This is a genomic window from Pseudomonas sp. LB1P83 (assembly GCF_054897885.1).
The window spans coordinates 2039344-2057066 of the sequence record NZ_CM142709.1 but is presented as its reverse complement, the minus strand read 5'-3'; the positions used below and the strand labels follow the sequence as shown (position 1 = coordinate 2057066).

The window sequence follows — 17723 nt, the reverse complement described above, 5'->3', positions numbered from 1 at the left end:
TAATCAGCTCGCTGTGGTGTTCACCCATTGAATCGAGCAGCAAGTTGCATTGTTCATCAACGTTCCAACCCGAATTAGAAGACGGAGAACGACATGCACATCAACAAGCTTTTACTTGCAGTAGCTATTGGCGCAGTTCTGTCGGCGTCTACCGTATTGATTCCGGACAGCCTGTCCGGAGTGTCGAGTGCCCAGGCTAAGGACGGTGGTAGTGGCGGCGGTGGATCTGGAGGCGGTGGGGGCGGATCTGGCGGTGGCGGCAATGGCGGCGGTGGCGGTGGATCCGGTGGTGGCGGTAATGGCGGCGGTGGATCCGGCGGTGGCGGCAATGGCGGCGGCAGTGGTGGAAGCGGTGGCGGCGGCAATGGCGGTGGTCACGGCGGAAGCGGTAGTGGCGGCAACAGTGGTAGTGGCGGCAACAGTGGCAGCGGCGGCAATAGCGGCAGCGGTCACAGCGGCAGCGACCATGGCTCGGGACATTCCGGCAACTCAGCCTCTTCCTCCTCCGGTCGCAGCGGCACTCACGCCGAACCGGGTGACGATCATGGCGTTCATCGTTCCGGTGAAGTTGGCGACGATCACGGTGTGCATCGTTCCGGTGAAATCGGCGATGACCACGGCGTGCATCAAGCAGGTGAAGTCGGCCACAATCGCGGCGTGCATCGCGCCGGTGAGATCGGCGACGACAACGGCGTGCATCGTTCCGGTGAGATCGGAGATGACCACGGCGTGCATGTGGGCGGCGAGCCAGGCGATGACAAAAGGTCCTGACAGACACTGATCCCCAAAACTCCCACAAAACCCCTGTAGGAGCGAGGCTTGCCCGCGAAAGCGTCATCAGCCTCTCCGCCAAAACCGAGGTGAGCCCTTCGCGGGCAAGCCTGCTCCTACAGGGGAAACGGTGAGCCTTACAACCCACCCTCGACCCGATCCAGCCGCTCGCGCAAAAACTCGATCAGCGCCTGCACCGGCCGCGAACTCTGGCGGTGCTGGGGATACACCGCCGACAACGTCAGCGGCTGCGGACGAAACTCATCCAGCACCGGCACCAGCCGGCCCTCCTTCAGCGCCGAACCGACAATGAACGTCGGCAAATACGTAATGCCCATCCCGGCCACCGCCGCATCCTTGAGCAACTCACCGTTGTTGACCCGCATCCTGCCCGTCACGTTGACGGTCAGCGGCTTGCCCTGCCCTTCGAAACGCCATTGCACCTGGCGCCCATGGCCGTACGGCAAGCAGTCATGGCTGTGCAAGTCTTCGGGTTTGAGCGGCGTGCCGCGCTCGGCCAGGTAAGCCGGGCTGGCGCAGTACACGCGCTGGATGGAGGCGATGCGGCGGGCGATCAGTGTCGAGTCTTCCAGAATCCCGATGCGCAACGCCAGGTCGTACCCCTCGCTGAGCAAGTCCACCGGCCGATCGCTCAAGTCCACTTCCACCGTGACATCGCGATAGCGCTGCAAGAACAGCGGCAGCAGGCAACCCAAGTGCGCCAGCGCAAACGACAACGGCGCGCTCACGCGAATGGTGCCGCGCGGCTCGGTGGTCTGGCCGGCGATGCCCTGCTCCACTTGCTCGACTTCACCGAGCAGGCGTAGCGCCGACTCGTAATAACTCTGGCCCAGCGGTGTGACGTCCAGCCGCCGCGTGGAGCGATTGAGCAAGCGCACGCCCAGACGCTCTTCGAGCTGCATCAGGCGACGGCTGACAAATTGCTTCGACAGGCCCAATTGATCGGCTGCCGAGGTGAAGCTGCCGGAGTCCATGACCTGGCAAAAAATACGCATATCTTCGAACGGGTTCATTGTCACGCCTTGGTTGACAGTCAAACACTTTATAGCCGCTTTTTCCCTTGGTGGCACCCTATTAATCTGTGTCCACGGTGCAGCGACAGCCGCTGCTTCCAAACCCAAACCCAAACCCAAACCCAATACCTGTAGGAGCTGTCGAGTGAAACGAGGCTGCGATCTTTTGATCTTGTTTTAAATAATCAAAGTCAAAGAATCGCAGCCTCGTTTCACTCGACAGCTGCTACAGGGACCGAACACACAATTAAAAAGGAATTAAGCATGAACCTCGTCAACAAAACCCTGACCGCATCCCTCCTTGCCCTCTCCATCGGCAACGCATTCGCCGCCGGCAGCCCGGGTGTCGAACACAACACCCAGGCCTTCCTCGAAGCGCTCGCCGCCGGGGGTGGCAAGCCGCTTGAGCAATTGAGCCCGAAGGAGGCCCGTGCGGTGCTGACCGGTGCGCAAAATTCGGTGAAGGTTGATCTGTCAGGTGTGGACGTCAGCGACCGTGCGATCAAGGTCGACGGGCAAACCATCAACCTGAAAATCGTCCGGCCGGCCAAGGTCAAAGGTGAATTGCCGGTGTTTATGTTCTTCCACGGTGGCGGTTGGGTGCTGGGCGATTACCCGACTCACCAGCGTCTGATCCACGATTTGGTGGTCGGCTCCGGCGCCGTCGCGGTGTATGTCGATTACACGCCATCGCCGGAAGCGCACTACCCGACCGCGATCAACCAGGCCTACGCCGCGACCCGCTGGGTGGCCGAGCATGGCAAGGACATCGGCGTCGATGGCAAACGCCTGGCGGTGGCCGGCAACAGCGTCGGCGGCAACATGGCGGCGGTCGTGGCGTTGATGGCCAAGGAACAGAAAACCCCGGCGCTGCGCTTCCAGCTGTTGATGTGGCCGGTGACCAATGCGCAGTTCGACAGCGGCTCGTACCAGCAATTTGCTGAAGGCCATTTCCTGACCAAGGGCATGATGAACTGGTTCTGGGACAGCTACACCACGGACAAATCCGAGCGTGCGCAGATCCATGCCTCGCCGCTGCAAGCCAGTGCCGAACAGCTCAAAGGCTTGCCTGCCGCCCTGGTGCAAACCGCCGAGTTCGACGTGTTGCGTGACGAAGGTGAAGCCTACGCCCGTCACCTCGACGCGGCCGGTGTGCCGGTCACGGCGGTGCGTTACAACGGCATGATCCACGACTTCGGCCTGCTCAACCCGCTGAGCAAGATTGCGGAAGTGAAGGCGGCGGTTCGCCAGGCGGCACTGGAACTCAAGACTCACTTGAACTGAGTCCCTCCCCCTCGCCACACAGCAATGTGTGGCGAAGCTGCTTGCCCTTGTAGCAGCTGTCGAGCACCGCGAGGCAGCGTTCGGCTGCGAAGCAGTCGTGAAATCAGGCAATGCGGTTTGTCAGGAAGACCGCGTATTCAGGTTTCACGACTGCTGCGCAGCCGAACGCTGCCTCGCGGTGCTCGACAGCTGCTACATGAATCGAAAGCGTTCTTTTAGTCGGAGTTTCCCCATGTCCTTTGTCCTCGCCCACCTGCTGTCCTGGAGTGCCCTGCTGCTGGTGATTGACGCCGCGCTCTGGCACCTCGCGCCGTTCAAGCATCGCGTCACGCGGGTTGGCGTGCGCCTCGCGTTGTTTGTGATGTTCAGCACGCTGGTGATCAATGCCGGTGTGAGCCCGTTGCAGGCGCCGCTGTTGGCCGAGGATCGTGTCGCACAGTTGGGCGCCACGGCGTTGGGGATTCTCTGGTGGTTGTACGCCGCGCGGGTGCTCACCGAAGTTATCGGCCTGGTGCTGATGCGTCGCATCGGTCACAGCGGTCGCCTGTTGCAGGACGTCATCGGCGCGCTGGTGTTTCTGATCGCCATCGTCGCGGCGGCCGGATATGTGCTGGAGTTGCCGGTGAAAGGCTTGCTGGCGACATCCGGCGTCGTGGCCATCGTTGTCGGTCTGGCGTTGCAAAGCACCTTGAGTGATGTGTTTTCCGGGATCGTACTGAACACCACCAAACCGTATCAGGTGGACGACTGGATCATGATCGATGGCGTCGAGGGCAAAGTGCTCGACATCGACTGGCGCGCCACCCATATGCTGACCAGCGCTGGCAGCACGGCTGTGGTGCCGAACTCGGTGGCGGCCAAGGCGAAGATCGTCAATCTCAGTCGGCCGAACAACATGCACGGCGTGTCGATCAGCATTCAAGTGCCCAACCACATTCGCCCGCGTCGGGTGCTGGATGCGCTTGAGCGCACCCTTCAGGGCAGCAGCAGTTTACTGCTCACCCCGGCGCCGAAAACGGTGCTCAAAGAGGCCGGCGAAACCATGTCCGAGTACGTGGCCAGCGGGTTTATCGCCGAGCTCGGCAAGAAAAGCGAAGTGCGCAATCAGCTGTTCGACCTGGCGCATCGGCACCTCGAAGCGGCGGGGATTTCCAGGCAGATCGATGGTGTGATCGAACCGACAACCCGTGCGCGGGCATTGCTCGACGAAGTGAAGATCTTCCGTTCCCTGAGTGAAGATGAGCGCGATCAAATGGCTCAGTCGATGGTGGCGCAGCAATACGCGGCCGGCCAAGTGGTGCTGGAATTGGGCGAAGTGCCGGACAGCCTGATGGTGATCGCCACGGGTGTGGTCAGTGCGACCGTGCCGGACGGCGCCGGGCAAACCGAAGCGGGTCGCATGGGGCCGAGTGAGGTGATGGGTGAACAAAGCATTCTCACCGACACACCGTCTCAGGCCACCTTCACCACCTTGACCTCGTGCATCATTTACCGGATCGACAAAACCCTGACCCGTGGTTGCATGGAGCGACAGGTTGAAGTGGGTCGGGCGTTGAACAAGCTACAGGCGGTAAGGCAACAGAACAGCCGGTTGGCGTTGATGGCTAAACCGGTGCAAATCAAGAAAGGAGGATTTCTCAGCTGGCTGCAAAAACGTCAGGCTTAAAACATAACCCTGTAGGAGCGAGGCTTGCCCGCGAAGAACGATCACGCGGTCGACCAGATACACCGAGTCGCCTGGTTCGCGGGCAAGCCTCGCTCCTACACGAGTCTTGTGCCCCAGGTGAAAAAATGCCCGCAGATCGCGGGCATTTTGGCGGCAGAGCTTATTTCGACGTCAGCACCGAGTAGCTGTTCATCAAATTGCGATAGTTCGGAATGCGCGGCGACAGCAGGTTTGCCAAGCCTTCCATGTCGTTGCGCCAGTCGCCCTGCAGCTCGCACGCCACCGAGAACCAGTTCACCAATTGTGCACCGGCCGCGGCCATGCGGGCCCAGGCCGCTTGCTGCACGGTTTCGTTGAAGGTGCCCGAAGCGTCGGTTACCACAAACACTTCAAAACCTTCCGCCAGCGCCGACAGCGTCGGGAACGTTACGCAAACGTCGGTCACTACACCCGCGATGATCAGTTGCTTGCGACCGGTGGCTTTAACGGCGTTGACGAAATCCTCGTTGTCCCAGGCATTGATCTGGCCAGGGCGCGGGATGTATGGCGCGTCCGGGAACAGCTCTTTGAGCTCCGGCACCATCGGGCCGTTCGGGCCGTTTTCGAAACTGGTGGTGAGGATGGTCGGCAGTTTGAAGAACTTCGCCACGTCCGCGAGGGCCAGCACGTTGTTCTTGAATTCGTTCGGCGAGAAATCCTGGACCAGCGAAATCAGGCCAGTCTGGTGGTCGACCAACAGGACAACGGCATCGTCTTTGTTCAGGCGTTTGTACGGAACGTTGCTCATGTGAAACTCCTCGATGGATGGGTATTACGCAAGGCGCCGACGCGGTGCATCGGCGCTTGATGTGATCGTCAGAACGCGAAGCACGAACAGCCGAACGCGCCCCAGAAACCCGCAAAATCGCTGACCGGCGCGTTGGATAAACGCGCCTTTTCATGGCTGTGGGAATGCACGCCGCACGGCCCGCTGCAATGGTGAACCTGCGCCTGCATCGGCGACGTCGGACGCCAGTGACCCGGGACCTTGACCACCGGCGACCAGTCCGGCAGCACCGGCACGCTGGCCGGTCCGAGTTTTTCGAAATCACCGGCGGCGTACACCACCTTGCCGCCGACCACGGTCAACACCGATTCGATCCACTTGATCGCTTCTTCATCGACGCTGAAAAAGTCTGCGCTCAGGGCCGCGACGTCCGCCAGTTGGCCGACCTTGATCATGCCTTTCTTGCCCTGCTCCGAAGAGAACCAGGCGCTGCCGTGGGTGAACAGCTCCAGCGCGGTTTGTCGGGACAGGCCCTCGGCGTGCAGTTCCAGGCCACCGACGGTGCGACCGCTGACCATCCAGTACAACGAAGTCCACGGGTTGTAGCTGGACACGCGCGTGGCATCGGTGCCGGCGCCGACCGGTACGCCTTCGGCCAACATGCGCTTGATCGGCGGTGTGGCTTCGGCCGCTTTGGCGCCGTAACGCTCGACAAAATATTCGCCCTGAAACGCCATGCGATCCTGAATCGCGATACCGCCACCCAGCGCCCTCACCCGCTCAATGTTCTGCGGGGTGATGGTTTCAGCGTGATCGAAAAACCACGGCAAACCGTTGAACGGAATGTCGCGATTGACCTTCTCGAACACGTCGAGCATGCGGCTGATGGATTCGTTGTACGTGGCGTGCAAACGGAACGGCCAGCGCTGCTCGACGAGGTGGCGAACCACCGGTTCCAACTCGTCTTCCATGGTTTGCGGCAGGTCAGGACGCGGCTCGAGGAAGTCCTCGAAATCCGCCGCCGAAAACACCAGCATTTCCCCGGCGCCGTTGTGTCGCAGGTAATCGTCGCCCTGATGCAGGGTCACGCTGCTGGTCCAGTTCTTGAAGTCGGTCAGTTCTTCTTTCGGCTTCTGCGTAAACAAGTTGTAGGCGATACGAATAGTCAGCTGCTGGTCCTTGGCCAACTGCTCGATCACCTGGTAATCGTCCGGATAATTCTGGAAACCGCCGCCGGCATCAATGGCGCTGGTCAGGCCGAGGCGATTGAGTTCGCGCATGAACTGGCGGGTCGAGTTGACCTGATATTCCAGCGGCAACTTCGGCCCCTTGGCCAGCGTCGAGTACAAAATCATCGCGTTGGGACGCGCCACCAGCATGCCGGTCGGCTCACCGTTGCTATCGCGCACAATCTCGCCACCCGGCGGATTCGGCGTGTTGCGGGTATAACCGGCCACGCGCAATGCGGCGCGGTTGAGCAAGGCACGGTCGTACAAATGCAGGACAAACACCGGGGTGTCCGGCGCGGCCTGATTGAGTTCTTCGAGGGTCGGCATGCGCTTTTCGGCGAACTGGAATTCGTTCCAGCCACCGACCACCCGCACCCATTGCGGCGTGGGCGTGCGATCGGCCTGGTCCTTGAGCATGCGCAAGGCATCGACCACCGACGGCACGCCTTCCCAACGCAGTTCGAGGTTGTAATTCAGTCCGCCACGGATCAGGTGCAAGTGCGAGTCGTTGAGGCCGGGAATGACACAACGCCCCTTGAGGTCGATGACCTGCGTGCCCGACCCGCGCAGGGCCATGGCGTCGGCATCGGTGCCGACCGCGACGAAGCGACCTTCGCTGATCGCCACCGCACTGGCGCGTGGGTTTTCACGGTCAACGGTATGGAATTGGCCATTGAATAAAATCAGATCGGCGTTCATCGCGTTTCCTTGGACTGAGGGGAATGGGACAGCCAGGGCGCGAACAACCGCGTTGCCATCGGCATGAACAGGTACACCACCGAGACGACGATGGTCAGCGTGATCAGGAATGTGGCGACCACGTAATTGGACAGGATGGCGTTGAGTTGCAACAGCGGGCCCCAGAGCAGCGGCACCAGCAAGGTGTGCGGCAGAATCACCAGCAACGTCACCACCGCCTGCTTCCAACGTGGTGGCGGCGGCGAAGCGGCGTCGGCTTGCGGCGCGAACCAGAACTCATTGACCGGGTTGACCTCGGTCTGGTCGCCATCGGCGAGCATCGGCGTGGCTTCGTTGACCAACTCCAGGCGTTGCGGCGAATCGAGCCAGTGCTGCATCGCATCGGTGGTGCAAAACCGCAGCACGCAGGTGTACATGTCCAGGCCGGCGTTTTTACCGCGCATCACGTCCACGCCCAAATGCCCTTCCTGCTGCCCGGCGATGCTGACAATGTTGCGCAACCAGGCTTCGTAAGGCACTTCAAAACCGGCCTTGACCCGGTGCTTGATCACCAGGGTCACGACTTCCTCGAAACGATTGGATTCAGGCATAACGCAAAGCTCCGGCGAATCGGACATTGAGCGCCAGCCGTCCCGGCCCGGCGATAAAGAGGCTGGTGAATAGAATCAACAGCAGCCAGCCGAACTGCCCTTCTTCGAGGCTCCATTGCGGATGCACAATCAGCAGCGCGACCAGCAGCAAACTCAGAACCGGCAAACATGCCAATCGCACCAACACCCCTGCAATGATCAGCAACGGGCACAATACCTCGGCAAAAATCGCCAGCATCAGCGTGACGTTCGCACCCACGTGAAAAGGGTCTTCGATGACTTGCAGTTGAGCGCTGTAGTTAAGCAGCTTCGGCAAACCGTGCACCCACAGCAGAAACACACCGCCACTGACCCGCAGAAAAAGCAGTCCGAGATCCAGGGCCCGTTCATCCCATTGCGACGTATTCATGGGCTACCTTGCACAAATGAAAAACTACCGGCGTCGTTGCGCCGGGACTTCATTTGATAGTGCCGGTGTGGGGGCGGTAAAAATTGGATGGGTGTGCTCTTTTGTGGATGAGCCCGGCGGTACGATCCACCGCTGACCCCTTGTGGGAGTGAGCCTGCTCGCGATGGCGGTGGGTCAACCAACATCACGTTTAATGACACACCGCCATCGCGAGCAGGCTCACTCCCACAAGGGGTTGTGTTTACTCGAAGGTTTGTGACAAGCACAAAAAACGGCCTCGACCGAGACCGTTCGTTTCAAGAGATCGAGACCTTGGGCAATGATGCCGGCGCTGATTAAGGAGTGGCCCGAACGGTATATTCACGGGCATCAAAGACCACCGCCGTCGCGGGATCCCGGATCTGATCCAGATTGACCCTGAAGCGAATGGACAACTTGCTGCCATCTCTCAAGTGCCGCAGATAGCTGTACGCAATGGGAGTGCTGTAGCTGTTGGCCGTGACCCAACCTCTATGAACAGAGTTGCGCGAACCTATCCACACGGTGAGATTGTGACTGCCACCGCTGGGGTTCTCACCCTCCAGATCCAGCCAGATACTCTGCCCGGTAGCAATATGCGGCCAACCGCCAAACAGAAGAGTCGCGCCGGCCATGACATCTTTCAGATCCAGCACGGTCGTGCCGTTCGCCTGGGTAATGACCGGAGCAACGAGCGCGGTTGCCGGGATCGCCAGTACGTTAAGGGGAAACGGTTGTGAGGTCACCGGAAGCGATGCACCGCGTGTGTAGGTGAAGGTAACCACAACTCTTTTACGCTCGCTGAACGCCACCAATGAAACGGGCAGCGCAATTTTTATGGGGCGAGTGCTGCCAGCCAAAACTGGTGTTGTCGTGTGCGAACCTGCTTCTGGCGTGCCTGCCGCGGCGATCCATTGCACAGTGATGATGTCGTTGGCCTCGCTCTCGTAATCCAGGATTACTGTCAGACTTTGCGTAGCCGCAAGAGGATTCAGGTTGGTATTATCGGGCGCCTCTTCGATCGACAGTTGCCGATCTTTCAACGTCACGTTGATCGTCCACGAATTGGATACCTCTTCGTCGCCGTACAAGGCTTTAGCCTTTAACTCGTGCGATCCATTACTCAGTCCGGTGACGTGGAATTCCCAACTGCCGGAATCGGCAGTGACTGTGCCTTGGGAAATTTGCCCGTCAAAAATTTCCACCGCTTCACCCGCCATGGCGGTGCCTTCTACCGTCACGCTGCCGTGCTCGGTGTCCCCCCCATCAGCAATGTCCTGATCGAGTGGATCTTTCACAGACAAAATCACCGGGGGTATCGATGCGTTCGTTCTGACGATGTAGTTTCGTGGCGCAAACTTCAGAGCCGTCTCAACCGGGCTCCCATCCAGAGTCGCCATCAACTCCACTATCAGTATGCTGCCCCCCCTGAGCCCCTTGAGCGGTGCGGCATCATGGTTTTGCGCGTGAAGGCCTCTAAGGATAAAAGACTGATCGACTACGGTGCTCGGCCAGTACAGGACGTCGAAAGCGCTGCCGTTGGCGTTAGTGCCTCTGAGCCGCAGACAGAATTTTTGATCGTAAGCAATCAGAGGCCATCCGTTTATCCGCAGGGTGAACTCGGTCAGATTATTCACATCCAGCACCAGACCTTCACCAGCGTTGTCCGCCTGCAGAATAACCGGTCTGGGCAAATCGCCCTGTGCCAGTGGCAGCACATATAAAATCAAGGGCTGTGAGGTTCTGGGCTCTGAGTCGCCGCTGATAACGGTGTAGGTCAGCGTTACCGTTCGGCCCAGATTGTAAGTCACCAGCGAATTGGGGATTCGAAGCTCCATGGGACGTGTGTTTCCGACCTGAACGAGGCCCGAGGTGTATGAACCCTCAGCTGGAGTGTTCGGCGCCCCCTGCCACCTCACGCTGATCCGGTCCGTGGGTTGCATTTCATAGTTCACAACGACAGTAAGGGTATGCCTGACCGGTACGGGACTCAGGAGGGTGAAAGCTGGGTTTTCCTTGATGTACGGGGGCGGCAGGTCGTTGGTGAGTAAGGTAGATGGATTGTTCATCATTCGTTCTCTGTGCGGGATTGACCTCGCGCCCCCTTTTGGGGTGCTGGCCTATCTCACACCGGACAGCGAACATCCGCTACTGTCAGAACTTACAGGTCGACGGCTTTTACAGACGAGTGGCAACTATGCCAGGCAAAAAAAACGGCCCCTGCCGAGGCCGTTTTTAATCAGAAGCTACCGTGGATCAATACCGTCCAGCGCTCGATTCACCGCCAGCTCGGCCAGCATGATGACCTGCTGTATGCCCAGCATCGTATGCCGCTGCGGCCCCTCCAGATGCCCCGCAAAATCACTGGCCAGAACCCTCGCCGACGCCAGGGATTCGCAAGCGTGGGCCAACAGGCTTTCGTTATCGATATCGGGGGCGACAATGAACATTGCGCTGGGCTTGCGGATGACGGGGGTTTTCAGGGCAGACGGATTGAGGTAGTGATCCAGCGCGCGGTCGGCGGCTTCGTTGAGTTTTTTTGGATCGAGGGGATCGTAGGGGGAAACGTCGTCGGTTTCCGGGGGATTGGGTGTGGCTTTGAACATGGTGAATCTCCTTTGGAAAATCGCACCACCAGAACCTGTCGCTAAACAAGTAAGGGTGGCGACTGTATGCAGGTTAGCGAACCGGTCAAAGGCACCCGGTAGACCCTAAGGTCTCCCGCATACAGCCACCATAACGTAATTGCAGACGTCAAAAGCCGGCAACAAAGTCTGGAGCACAGATGCACTTTGAATAGTCCGAGTCGCTAAACCCGACCGCTGATTGGCAGCGATGCGGAAACGATAAAGACCAGGGTCAAAGCGCACAAGCCGGCGGATTCTGGCGCAGTCGTAGGCAACGGCGCAAGGATCTGTAGCTTTCAGGACGTAACCTTAAACACCATTAAACACAGCCCTCGAATCAACGCACATTCCCCTGTGGGAGCAAGCCTGCTCGCGATTGCGGTGCGCCATTCAACATTGATGTTGGCTGATAATCCGTCATCGCGAGCAGGCTCACTCCCACAGGGAATGAAGTGTGCCTGCAAGAGGCCGGCCGGCTGTCAGGCCGCCTTCGCGGGCAAGCCAGCGCCCACAATGAATGATGTGTGCCTGCAAGAGACTGGTCGGCTGTCAGGCCGCCTTCGCAGGCAAACCAGCTCCCACAAGGAATGATGCGTACCTGCAAGAGACTGGTCGGCTGTCAGACCGCCTTCGCAGGCAAACCAGCTCCCACAAGGAATGATGCGTACCTGCAAGAGACTGGTCGGCTGTCAGGCCGCCTTCGCAGGCAAGCCAGCTCCCACAAGGAATGATGCGTACCTGCAAGAGACTGGTCGGCTGTCAGACCGCCTTCGCAGGCAAACCAGCTCCCACAAGGAATGATGCGTACCTGCAAGAGACTGGTCGGCTGTCAGGCCGCCTTCGCAGGCAAGCCAGCTCCCACAGGGATTGTGGGCACACGCAGAAACCAGGTCGGCTGTCAGGCCGCCTTCGCGGGCAAGCCTCGCTCCTACAATAAATCGGCGTACACGCTTCGCTTCTCACCACCCAACAGGCCGAGCGTTAGCTCGCCTGCAGCTCTTGATCTGGCCCTGCCCGCCCCTTCGGGAGGCCGAGTGGAGGCGTTCATCTGGGGGTAGGCGCGTAGCGCCGTGCGGCGAAGCCGCACACATCGAGAGGAGGTCGAAGCGAAGCCGACCGGAGGCGATGCCCCCAGATGAATGCCGGAGCGAGGGTACGCCGAGCCTAGGCGAGGGGCCGGACGTTGGGGCGAAGCCTTTTGGTTCCTTTTTGGCGTTTGAAAAAGGGACTCGCCGTAAGGGCGAAACCATAAGTGGCCGTTACCGCAGGAATGGATATGTACACCTCAAAGAGATTGGTCGGCTACTAGGCCGCCATCGCGAGCAGGCTCACTCCCACAGTGGAATGGTGTATACCTGCAAGAGATTAGTCGGCTGTGAGGCCGCCTTCGCGGGCAAGCCTCGCTCCTACAGGAGATCGGGCACAGGCGGGAATGTGGTCGGCCCGGAGGCCGCCACGTTCAAGCCGAAACCGGCAAAGGCCTCGACATGAACTCACTGATCCGCGACCGCAACCACCGCTCCGCCGGATCATTGTCATGCACCCCACTCCACGCCATCGACAACTGCGCCGCATCAATGGGAAACGGCGGATCCTCCGCCCGCAACGCACACCCTTCAACCAGCGCACACGCCGCATAATCCGGCACGGTAGCAATCATCTCAGTCCCGGCCAGCAACGCACGCAACCCGCTGAACTGCGGCACACCCAACACCACACGGCGACTGCGACCGACCTTGGCCAGATCCAGATCGATATTGCCGCTCAAGTCCCCGGAGAACGACACCATCGCATGCGGCCGTTCGCAATACTCGTCGAGCGTCAGCGTCCCCGGTCGCTTGTCCCCGCGCAGCACTTTGCAGGGAATGTCCCGCAACTTCTTGCACTTGGCATTCGCCGGTAAATCCGTGGTGTAACTCACCCCCACGGAAATCTCTCCCGAAGCCAGCAACGCGGGCATCAGCAGATAATTGGCACGACGCACCACCACCACGATCCCCGGCGCCTCTTCCTGCAATTGCCGCAACAACGGCGGAAACAAACCGAACTCCGCGTCGTCCGACAGCCCAATGCGGAACACATCGCAACTGGTCGTCGGATCGAATTCCTTGGCGCGACTGACCGCCCCGGAAATCACATCCATCGCCGGTTGCAGCTCCTTGAGAATCGCCAGCGCCCGCCCCGTCGGCTCCATGCCGCGGCCATTACGCAGCAACAACGGATCGTCGAACAGATCCCGTAACCGCCCCAGCGCCGCACTCACCGCCGGCTGCCCCATGAACAGTTTTTCGGCCACACGGGTCAGGTTCTTTTCGAACATCAACGCTTCGAAAATCACCAGCAGGTTCATGTCGACGCGACGCAGATCGTTACGGTTCACAGGCACGATTCCTTTGTGTGTTCAGCCGAGGACTTTACTCGATCAACGGCACTTTGGCCGCACGTTTGTAAGGACCATATTCGACCGGCACCCACTGGAAGTGCTTGCCCTGCGCCGCGATGTGGCCGATGCCCTGAAACGGCAAGTTTGCCGCCGTCACCCAGCTATTGCTCGCCGCCGCATCATTGAACACTTTCGCGCGGCTCTTGATCGCGAGCCCCAGCGCACAAACCAGGGAATGTTTCATGCCGTCGCCCTTGATCGAGTCAGAAAAGCGGCGATGTAAAACGTCGCCCGATGACGACGATTGTGCACGTGGGGTGGCCATGGAAATTGCAGCAGTGTGCTGAGTTGGCGCTGTAGTCACCCCTGCGCACCGATGGAATTAACAACGTTTAACTCGCCTGCCAGAGCCCTGCGCCCAAGAATGAAGCTCACCGACACGGACATCTGTCATGGCCTCTTCTCAGCAAAACCTCGCCTGCGCGGCAGTCACTGAAACGCGAAAGAAAACCACTGGCGGCCTGACCCCGTGGCGCGAAAGCCTGGCCAAGCAACTGATCCTCGAACGCCTTGGTGAAACCGTTGAAGTGACCGAACTGGCCCGCGCCTGTGCCCTTTCGCGCAGTCATTTCTCCCGCGCGTTCAAGTGCAGCACCGGGCTCTCGCCCCAGGACTGGATTCGCGACCAACGCATCGCCCGCGCCAAGCAGCTGATCCAGAGTACCGACCTGACACTGACGCAAATCAGCCTCGAGTGTGGCTTCTGCGATCAGGCGCATTTCTGCCACATCTTCACCCGCAGCGAAGGGATCAACCCGTTTGCGTGGCGCTGCCGCACCGTGCGCTCCCTGCCCCACCGCCCCGCCTGCACCGCTCAACTCCACACCTAATAAAGTAACACCGCACGGCCCTGTAGCAGCTGTCGAGCCTGCGAGGCTGCGTTCGGCTGCGCAGCAGTCGTAAAATCAGCCAACGCGGTGTTCGGGTAAACCGCGTCATCAGGTTTTACGACTGCTTCGCAGCCGAACGCAGCCTCGCAAGCTCGACAGCTGCTACAGACCCGAACACAGCCTCGCAAGCTCGACAGCTGCTACAGACCCGAACGCAGCCTCGCAGGCTCGACAGCTGCTACAGGGCCGAACGCAAACCCGACAGCTGCTACAAAGCCTTGCGCCGCTACATGGGGTGCGTCAACCCAACGGGGACAGGCGTTCCAACGCCTCAGCCACGCCAAACCCGTACGCCGGATCAGCCTTGGTGCAGTTGTCGATATGACGCTGACGAATCGCCTGCGGCACGCCGTTCATGGCCCGTGCGGTGTTGTCGAACAGCAGCTGTTTGCGCACCGGATCGAGCAGGCGGAACAGGTTCCCCGGCTGCTCGTAATGGTCTTCTTCCAGCCGATGATCGTAGTGCTGCGCGAAGCCTTCCAGCGGCAGCGGCGGTTCGGCCAGTTCCGGTGAGTCCTGCCACTCGCCCACGCTGTTCGGGAAGTAACTGGCGGTGCCACCGAGGTTGCCGTCGGTGCGCATGGCGCCGTCGCGGTGGTAGCTGTGGGCCGGGCAGCGTGGCGCGTTGACCGGGATGTGGTTGAAATTCACACCCAGGCGATAGCGCTGCGCATCGCCATAGGAAAACAGCCGCGCCTGAAGCATGCGGTCCGGCGAGAAGCTCACGCCCGGCACCACGTTGGCCGGCGAGAACGCCGCTTGTTCGATTTCGGCGAAGTGGTTTTCGGCGTTGCGGTTGAGCTCCATGATGCCGACTTCGATCAGCGGAAACTCGCCATGCGGCCAGACTTTGGTCAGGTCGAACGGGTTATGCCGATAGTTGAGCGCCTGCTGTTCTTCCATCACCTGGATGCACAGTTTCCAGCGCGGGAAATGGCCCTGCTCGATGACTTCGTACAGGTCCCGCAGATTGCTTTCGCGGTCCTTGCCGACCACCGCTGCAGCCTCGGCGTCCGAGAGGTTTTCGATGCCTTGCTGGCAGACAAAGTGAAACTTCACCCACACCCGCTGGTTGTCGCGGTCGATCAGGCTGAAGGTGTGGCTGCCGAAGCCGTGCATGTGGCGGAAACTGGTGGGAATCCCGCGATCACTCATGACGATCGTCACCTGGTGCAGCGCCTCGGGCAGCAGGCTCCAGAAATCCCAGTTGCTGGTGGCGTTGCGCAGGCCGGTGCGCGGGTCGCGCTTGACCACGTGATTGAGGTCGGAGAAACGCAGCGGGTCGCGGAAGAAAAATACCGGCGTGTTGTTGCCGACAATGTCCCAGTTGCCTTCGTCGGTGTAGAACTTCACCGCGAAACCACGGATGTCGCGCTCGGCATCTGCCGCGCCGCGCTCGCCGGCCACCGAGGAAAAGCGCACGAACAGCGGCGTTTCCTTGCCCACTGAGCTGAAGATATTGGCTTTGGTGTAGCGAGTGATGTCATTGGTGACGGTGAAGGTGCCGTAGGCGCCCGCGCCCTTGGCGTGCATGCGTCGCTCGGGGATCAGTTCGCGGTCGAAGTGGGCGAGTTTTTCCAGCAACCAGATGTCTTGCAAGAGCGCCGGCCCACGAGGGCCGGCGGTCTGGATATTGAGGTTGTCGACCACCGGGGCGCCGGTGGCATTAGTAAGCTTTTTCATGAACAAGTTCTCGATGGCTTGCTGCTCTCATCAGGAGCGAAAACCGGCGCGGATCTACGCCCGCGCCGGGGCACATCAACCCTTGAGGAACGCCAGCAGATCGGCGTTGAGCTGATCCTTGTGGGTATCAGTCAAGCCGTGAGGGGCGCCCGGGTAGACCTTCAGCGTAGACCCCTTGACCAGTTTTGCTGAGGCGATGCCCGCCGCCTCGATCGGCACCACCTGGTCCGCGTCGCCGTGCACCACCAGCGTCGGGATGTCGAATTTTTTCAGGTCTTCGGTGAAGTCGGTTTCGGAGAATGCCTTGATGCAGTCATAAGCGTTCTTGTGGCCGGCCATCATGCCTTGCAGCCAGAACCAGTCGATCATGCCTTGGGACGGCTTGGCGTCCGGTTTGTTGAAGCCGAAGAACGGCCCGCTGGCGAGGTCGATGTACAGTTGCGAACGGTCGACCAGGGACGCCTGGCGAATGCCGTCGAATACCTCGATTGGCAGACCGCCGGGGTTGGCTTCGGTCTTGAGCATCAGCGGTGGCACCGATGAAATCAGCCCTGCCTTGGCCACGCGACCGGTGCCATGGCGACCGATATAGCGCGCCACTTCGCCGCCGCCGGTGGAGAAGCCAAACAGCACGGCATCCTTGAGGTCCAGCAACTCGATCAACTGCGCCAGGTCATCGGCGTAGGTGTCCATGTCGTTGCCGGTCCACGGCTGGCTGGAGCGGCCATGACCGCGACGGTCGTGGGCGATCACCCGGTAGCCTTTGGAGGCCAGGAAGATCATCTGCGATTCCCAGCTGTCGGCGTTCAATGGCCAGCCGTGGCTGAAGACGATGGGTTGGCCGGTGCCCCAGTCCTTGTAGTAGATCTCGGTGCCGTCTCGGGTCGTGAACGTACTCATGCGATGTCTCCTTAGCGAGTGTTGGGGTGGGTCAAACCGGTGGAGGGGCCATGCGTTCGGCCAGACGCGCCACCCGCTCGCCCAGATGCGCGGCGGTGCAGCGATCTTCGGGAGGTGGGGCAAGGTCCGGTGTCTGTTCGACATTCGACTGGGCCATGGCGCCGAGCGAGCTGCCCAGGCGATTCATTTGCCCATCGAAGGCGCCCGTGCTGGAGCGCGCCGGCAGCAGGTCGAGGCCGACCCAGATCATCGAATGCTGCGCGGCGAACACAGCCATCTGCAGCAAGGTGTTGAGTTTGTCGCCGCACAGGCAGCCGGAATTGGTGAAGCCGGCGGCCAGTTTGTCGCGCCACGGCTGGGCGAGGTAGAACGCCGCTGTCGCTTCCATGAAGCTTTTGAACGGTGCCGACGCGCTGCCCATGTAGGTCGGAGCGCCGAAGATGATGGCGTCGGCGCTGTGCAGCCGATCCCAGTGCTGGTCCACTTCGTCGACCGGAATCAGCAGGCAGGTGCTGCCCACGTGCCGTTCCACACCCTGGGCCACGGCTTCGGCCATGACCCGGGTATGCCCGTAGCCACTGTGATAGACCACCACCACGTTGCTCATCCCGGTGTCCTCATGACAAGTTGATCCTTTTGCTACGCCGCCACCCCTCTGTAGGAGCGAGCCTGCTCGCGATGGCGGCGGCACATTCAACATTGATACAAGCTGAT

Annotated in this window: 15 protein-coding genes and 1 pseudogene; 4 read left to right on the top strand and 12 right to left on the bottom strand. The window is 60.3% G+C overall.

Going from position 1 to position 17723, the window contains the following annotated elements; genetic code table 11:
• Positions 1-93: 93 nt before the first annotated feature.
• The gene (locus ACYZTY_RS09535; protein WP_461958235.1) at positions 94-771 is read left to right on the top strand and encodes a hypothetical protein; all 678 of its coding nucleotides are present in this window, start codon (positions 94-96) and stop codon (positions 769-771) included.
• Positions 772-908: 137 nt separating this feature from the next.
• On the opposite strand, the gene ACYZTY_RS09530 is transcribed toward ACYZTY_RS09535, so the two are convergent.
• The gene (locus tag ACYZTY_RS09530; RefSeq protein ID WP_461958234.1) at positions 909-1805 is read right to left on the bottom strand and encodes a LysR family transcriptional regulator; all 897 of its coding nucleotides are present in this window, start codon (positions 1803-1805) and stop codon (positions 909-911) included.
• Between the two features lie 264 nt (positions 1806-2069).
• On the opposite strand from ACYZTY_RS09530, the gene ACYZTY_RS09525 reads away from it, so the two are divergent.
• Together ACYZTY_RS09525 and ACYZTY_RS09520 are read left to right on the top strand one after the other, a co-directional pair.
• On the top strand, positions 2070-3089 hold the full coding sequence (locus tag ACYZTY_RS09525; RefSeq protein ID WP_461958233.1) for an alpha/beta hydrolase: 1020 nt from the start codon (positions 2070-2072) through the stop codon (positions 3087-3089).
• 232 nt (positions 3090-3321) lie between these two features.
• A complete protein-coding gene (locus tag ACYZTY_RS09520) occupies positions 3322-4755 on the top strand; it encodes a mechanosensitive ion channel domain-containing protein (RefSeq protein ID WP_461958232.1) in 1434 nt (477 codons plus the stop codon).
• Between the two features lie 160 nt (positions 4756-4915).
• Here ACYZTY_RS09520 and ycaC read toward each other — a convergent pair whose 3' ends face one another.
• The 8 genes and pseudogenes from ycaC to ACYZTY_RS09480 all read right to left on the bottom strand — a co-directional run.
• Positions 4916-5542: an isochorismate family cysteine hydrolase YcaC gene (gene ycaC / locus ACYZTY_RS09515; RefSeq protein ID WP_461958231.1), complete on the bottom strand. Its 627-nt coding sequence runs from the start codon at positions 5540-5542 to the stop codon at positions 4916-4918.
• A gap of 68 nt (positions 5543-5610) precedes the next feature.
• Entirely contained in the window at positions 5611-7449 is a 1839-nt protein-coding gene (locus ACYZTY_RS09510) for an amidohydrolase (RefSeq protein WP_461958230.1), read from the bottom strand.
• Positions 7446-8039 carry an antibiotic biosynthesis monooxygenase gene (locus ACYZTY_RS09505; protein WP_461958229.1) on the bottom strand — a complete coding sequence of 198 codons (594 nt, stop codon included), beginning with the start codon at positions 8037-8039 and terminating at the stop codon, positions 7446-7448. Before ACYZTY_RS09505 ends, ACYZTY_RS09510 begins: the two co-directional genes overlap by 4 nt.
• Positions 8032-8448 carry a DoxX family protein gene (locus ACYZTY_RS09500; protein ID WP_461958228.1) on the bottom strand — a complete coding sequence of 139 codons (417 nt, stop codon included), beginning with the start codon at positions 8446-8448 and terminating at the stop codon, positions 8032-8034. The genes ACYZTY_RS09505 and ACYZTY_RS09500 overlap by 8 nt, the downstream gene beginning before the upstream one ends.
• Before the next feature lie 335 nt (positions 8449-8783).
• On the bottom strand, positions 8784-10535 hold the full coding sequence (locus ACYZTY_RS09495; protein WP_461958227.1) for a hypothetical protein: 1752 nt from the start codon (positions 10533-10535) through the stop codon (positions 8784-8786).
• 177 nt (positions 10536-10712) lie between these two features.
• Positions 10713-11072: a DUF6124 family protein gene (locus ACYZTY_RS09490; protein WP_461958226.1), complete on the bottom strand. Its 360-nt coding sequence runs from the start codon at positions 11070-11072 to the stop codon at positions 10713-10715.
• Between the two features lie 1480 nt (positions 11073-12552).
• Complete coding sequence (locus tag ACYZTY_RS09485) at positions 12553-13473, bottom strand: LysR family transcriptional regulator (protein WP_438661716.1); 921 nt, start codon at positions 13471-13473, stop codon at positions 12553-12555.
• Positions 13474-13507: 34 nt separating this feature from the next.
• A pseudogene (locus ACYZTY_RS09480) lies at positions 13508-13687 on the bottom strand (MBL fold metallo-hydrolase); the annotation flags it as partial.
• A gap of 241 nt (positions 13688-13928) precedes the next feature.
• Here ACYZTY_RS09480 and ACYZTY_RS09475 point away from each other — a divergent pair.
• The gene (locus ACYZTY_RS09475; protein ID WP_461958225.1) at positions 13929-14366 is read left to right on the top strand and encodes a helix-turn-helix domain-containing protein; all 438 of its coding nucleotides are present in this window, start codon (positions 13929-13931) and stop codon (positions 14364-14366) included.
• A 300-nt stretch (positions 14367-14666) separates the two neighbouring features.
• On the opposite strand, the gene ACYZTY_RS09470 is transcribed toward ACYZTY_RS09475, so the two are convergent.
• The 3 genes from ACYZTY_RS09470 to ACYZTY_RS09460 all read right to left on the bottom strand — a co-directional run bounded on the left by ACYZTY_RS09470 (position 14667) and on the right by ACYZTY_RS09460 (position 17616).
• Positions 14667-16109 carry a catalase gene (locus ACYZTY_RS09470; protein WP_461958224.1) on the bottom strand — a complete coding sequence of 481 codons (1443 nt, stop codon included), beginning with the start codon at positions 16107-16109 and terminating at the stop codon, positions 14667-14669.
• A 75-nt stretch (positions 16110-16184) separates the two neighbouring features.
• Entirely contained in the window at positions 16185-17009 is an 825-nt protein-coding gene (locus ACYZTY_RS09465) for an alpha/beta fold hydrolase (protein ID WP_461958223.1), read from the bottom strand.
• Between the two features lie 31 nt (positions 17010-17040).
• On the bottom strand, positions 17041-17616 hold the full coding sequence (locus ACYZTY_RS09460; RefSeq protein WP_461958222.1) for a flavodoxin family protein: 576 nt from the start codon (positions 17614-17616) through the stop codon (positions 17041-17043).
• Positions 17617-17723: the final 107 nt, after the last annotated feature.

Coding starts and splice junctions, on each gene's coding strand:
- ACYZTY_RS09535 (WP_461958235.1), top strand. CDS start 94: ATGCACATCAACAAGCTTTTACTTGCAGTAGCTATTGGCGCAGTTCTG.
- ACYZTY_RS09530 (WP_461958234.1), bottom strand. CDS start 1,805: ATGAACCCGTTCGAAGATATGCGTATTTTTTGCCAGGTCATGGACTCC.
- ACYZTY_RS09525 (WP_461958233.1), top strand. CDS start 2,070: ATGAACCTCGTCAACAAAACCCTGACCGCATCCCTCCTTGCCCTCTCC.
- ACYZTY_RS09520 (WP_461958232.1), top strand. CDS start 3,322: ATGTCCTTTGTCCTCGCCCACCTGCTGTCCTGGAGTGCCCTGCTGCTG.
- ycaC (WP_461958231.1), bottom strand. CDS start 5,542: ATGAGCAACGTTCCGTACAAACGCCTGAACAAAGACGATGCCGTTGTC.
- ACYZTY_RS09510 (WP_461958230.1), bottom strand. CDS start 7,449: ATGAACGCCGATCTGATTTTATTCAATGGCCAATTCCATACCGTTGAC.
- ACYZTY_RS09505 (WP_461958229.1), bottom strand. CDS start 8,039: ATGCCTGAATCCAATCGTTTCGAGGAAGTCGTGACCCTGGTGATCAAG.
- ACYZTY_RS09500 (WP_461958228.1), bottom strand. CDS start 8,448: ATGAATACGTCGCAATGGGATGAACGGGCCCTGGATCTCGGACTGCTT.
- ACYZTY_RS09495 (WP_461958227.1), bottom strand. CDS start 10,535: ATGAACAATCCATCTACCTTACTCACCAACGACCTGCCGCCCCCGTAC.
- ACYZTY_RS09490 (WP_461958226.1), bottom strand. CDS start 11,072: ATGTTCAAAGCCACACCCAATCCCCCGGAAACCGACGACGTTTCCCCC.
- ACYZTY_RS09475 (WP_461958225.1), top strand. CDS start 13,929: ATGGCCTCTTCTCAGCAAAACCTCGCCTGCGCGGCAGTCACTGAAACG.
- ACYZTY_RS09470 (WP_461958224.1), bottom strand. CDS start 16,109: ATGAAAAAGCTTACTAATGCCACCGGCGCCCCGGTGGTCGACAACCTC.
- ACYZTY_RS09465 (WP_461958223.1), bottom strand. CDS start 17,009: ATGAGTACGTTCACGACCCGAGACGGCACCGAGATCTACTACAAGGAC.
- ACYZTY_RS09460 (WP_461958222.1), bottom strand. CDS start 17,616: ATGAGCAACGTGGTGGTGGTCTATCACAGTGGCTACGGGCATACCCGG.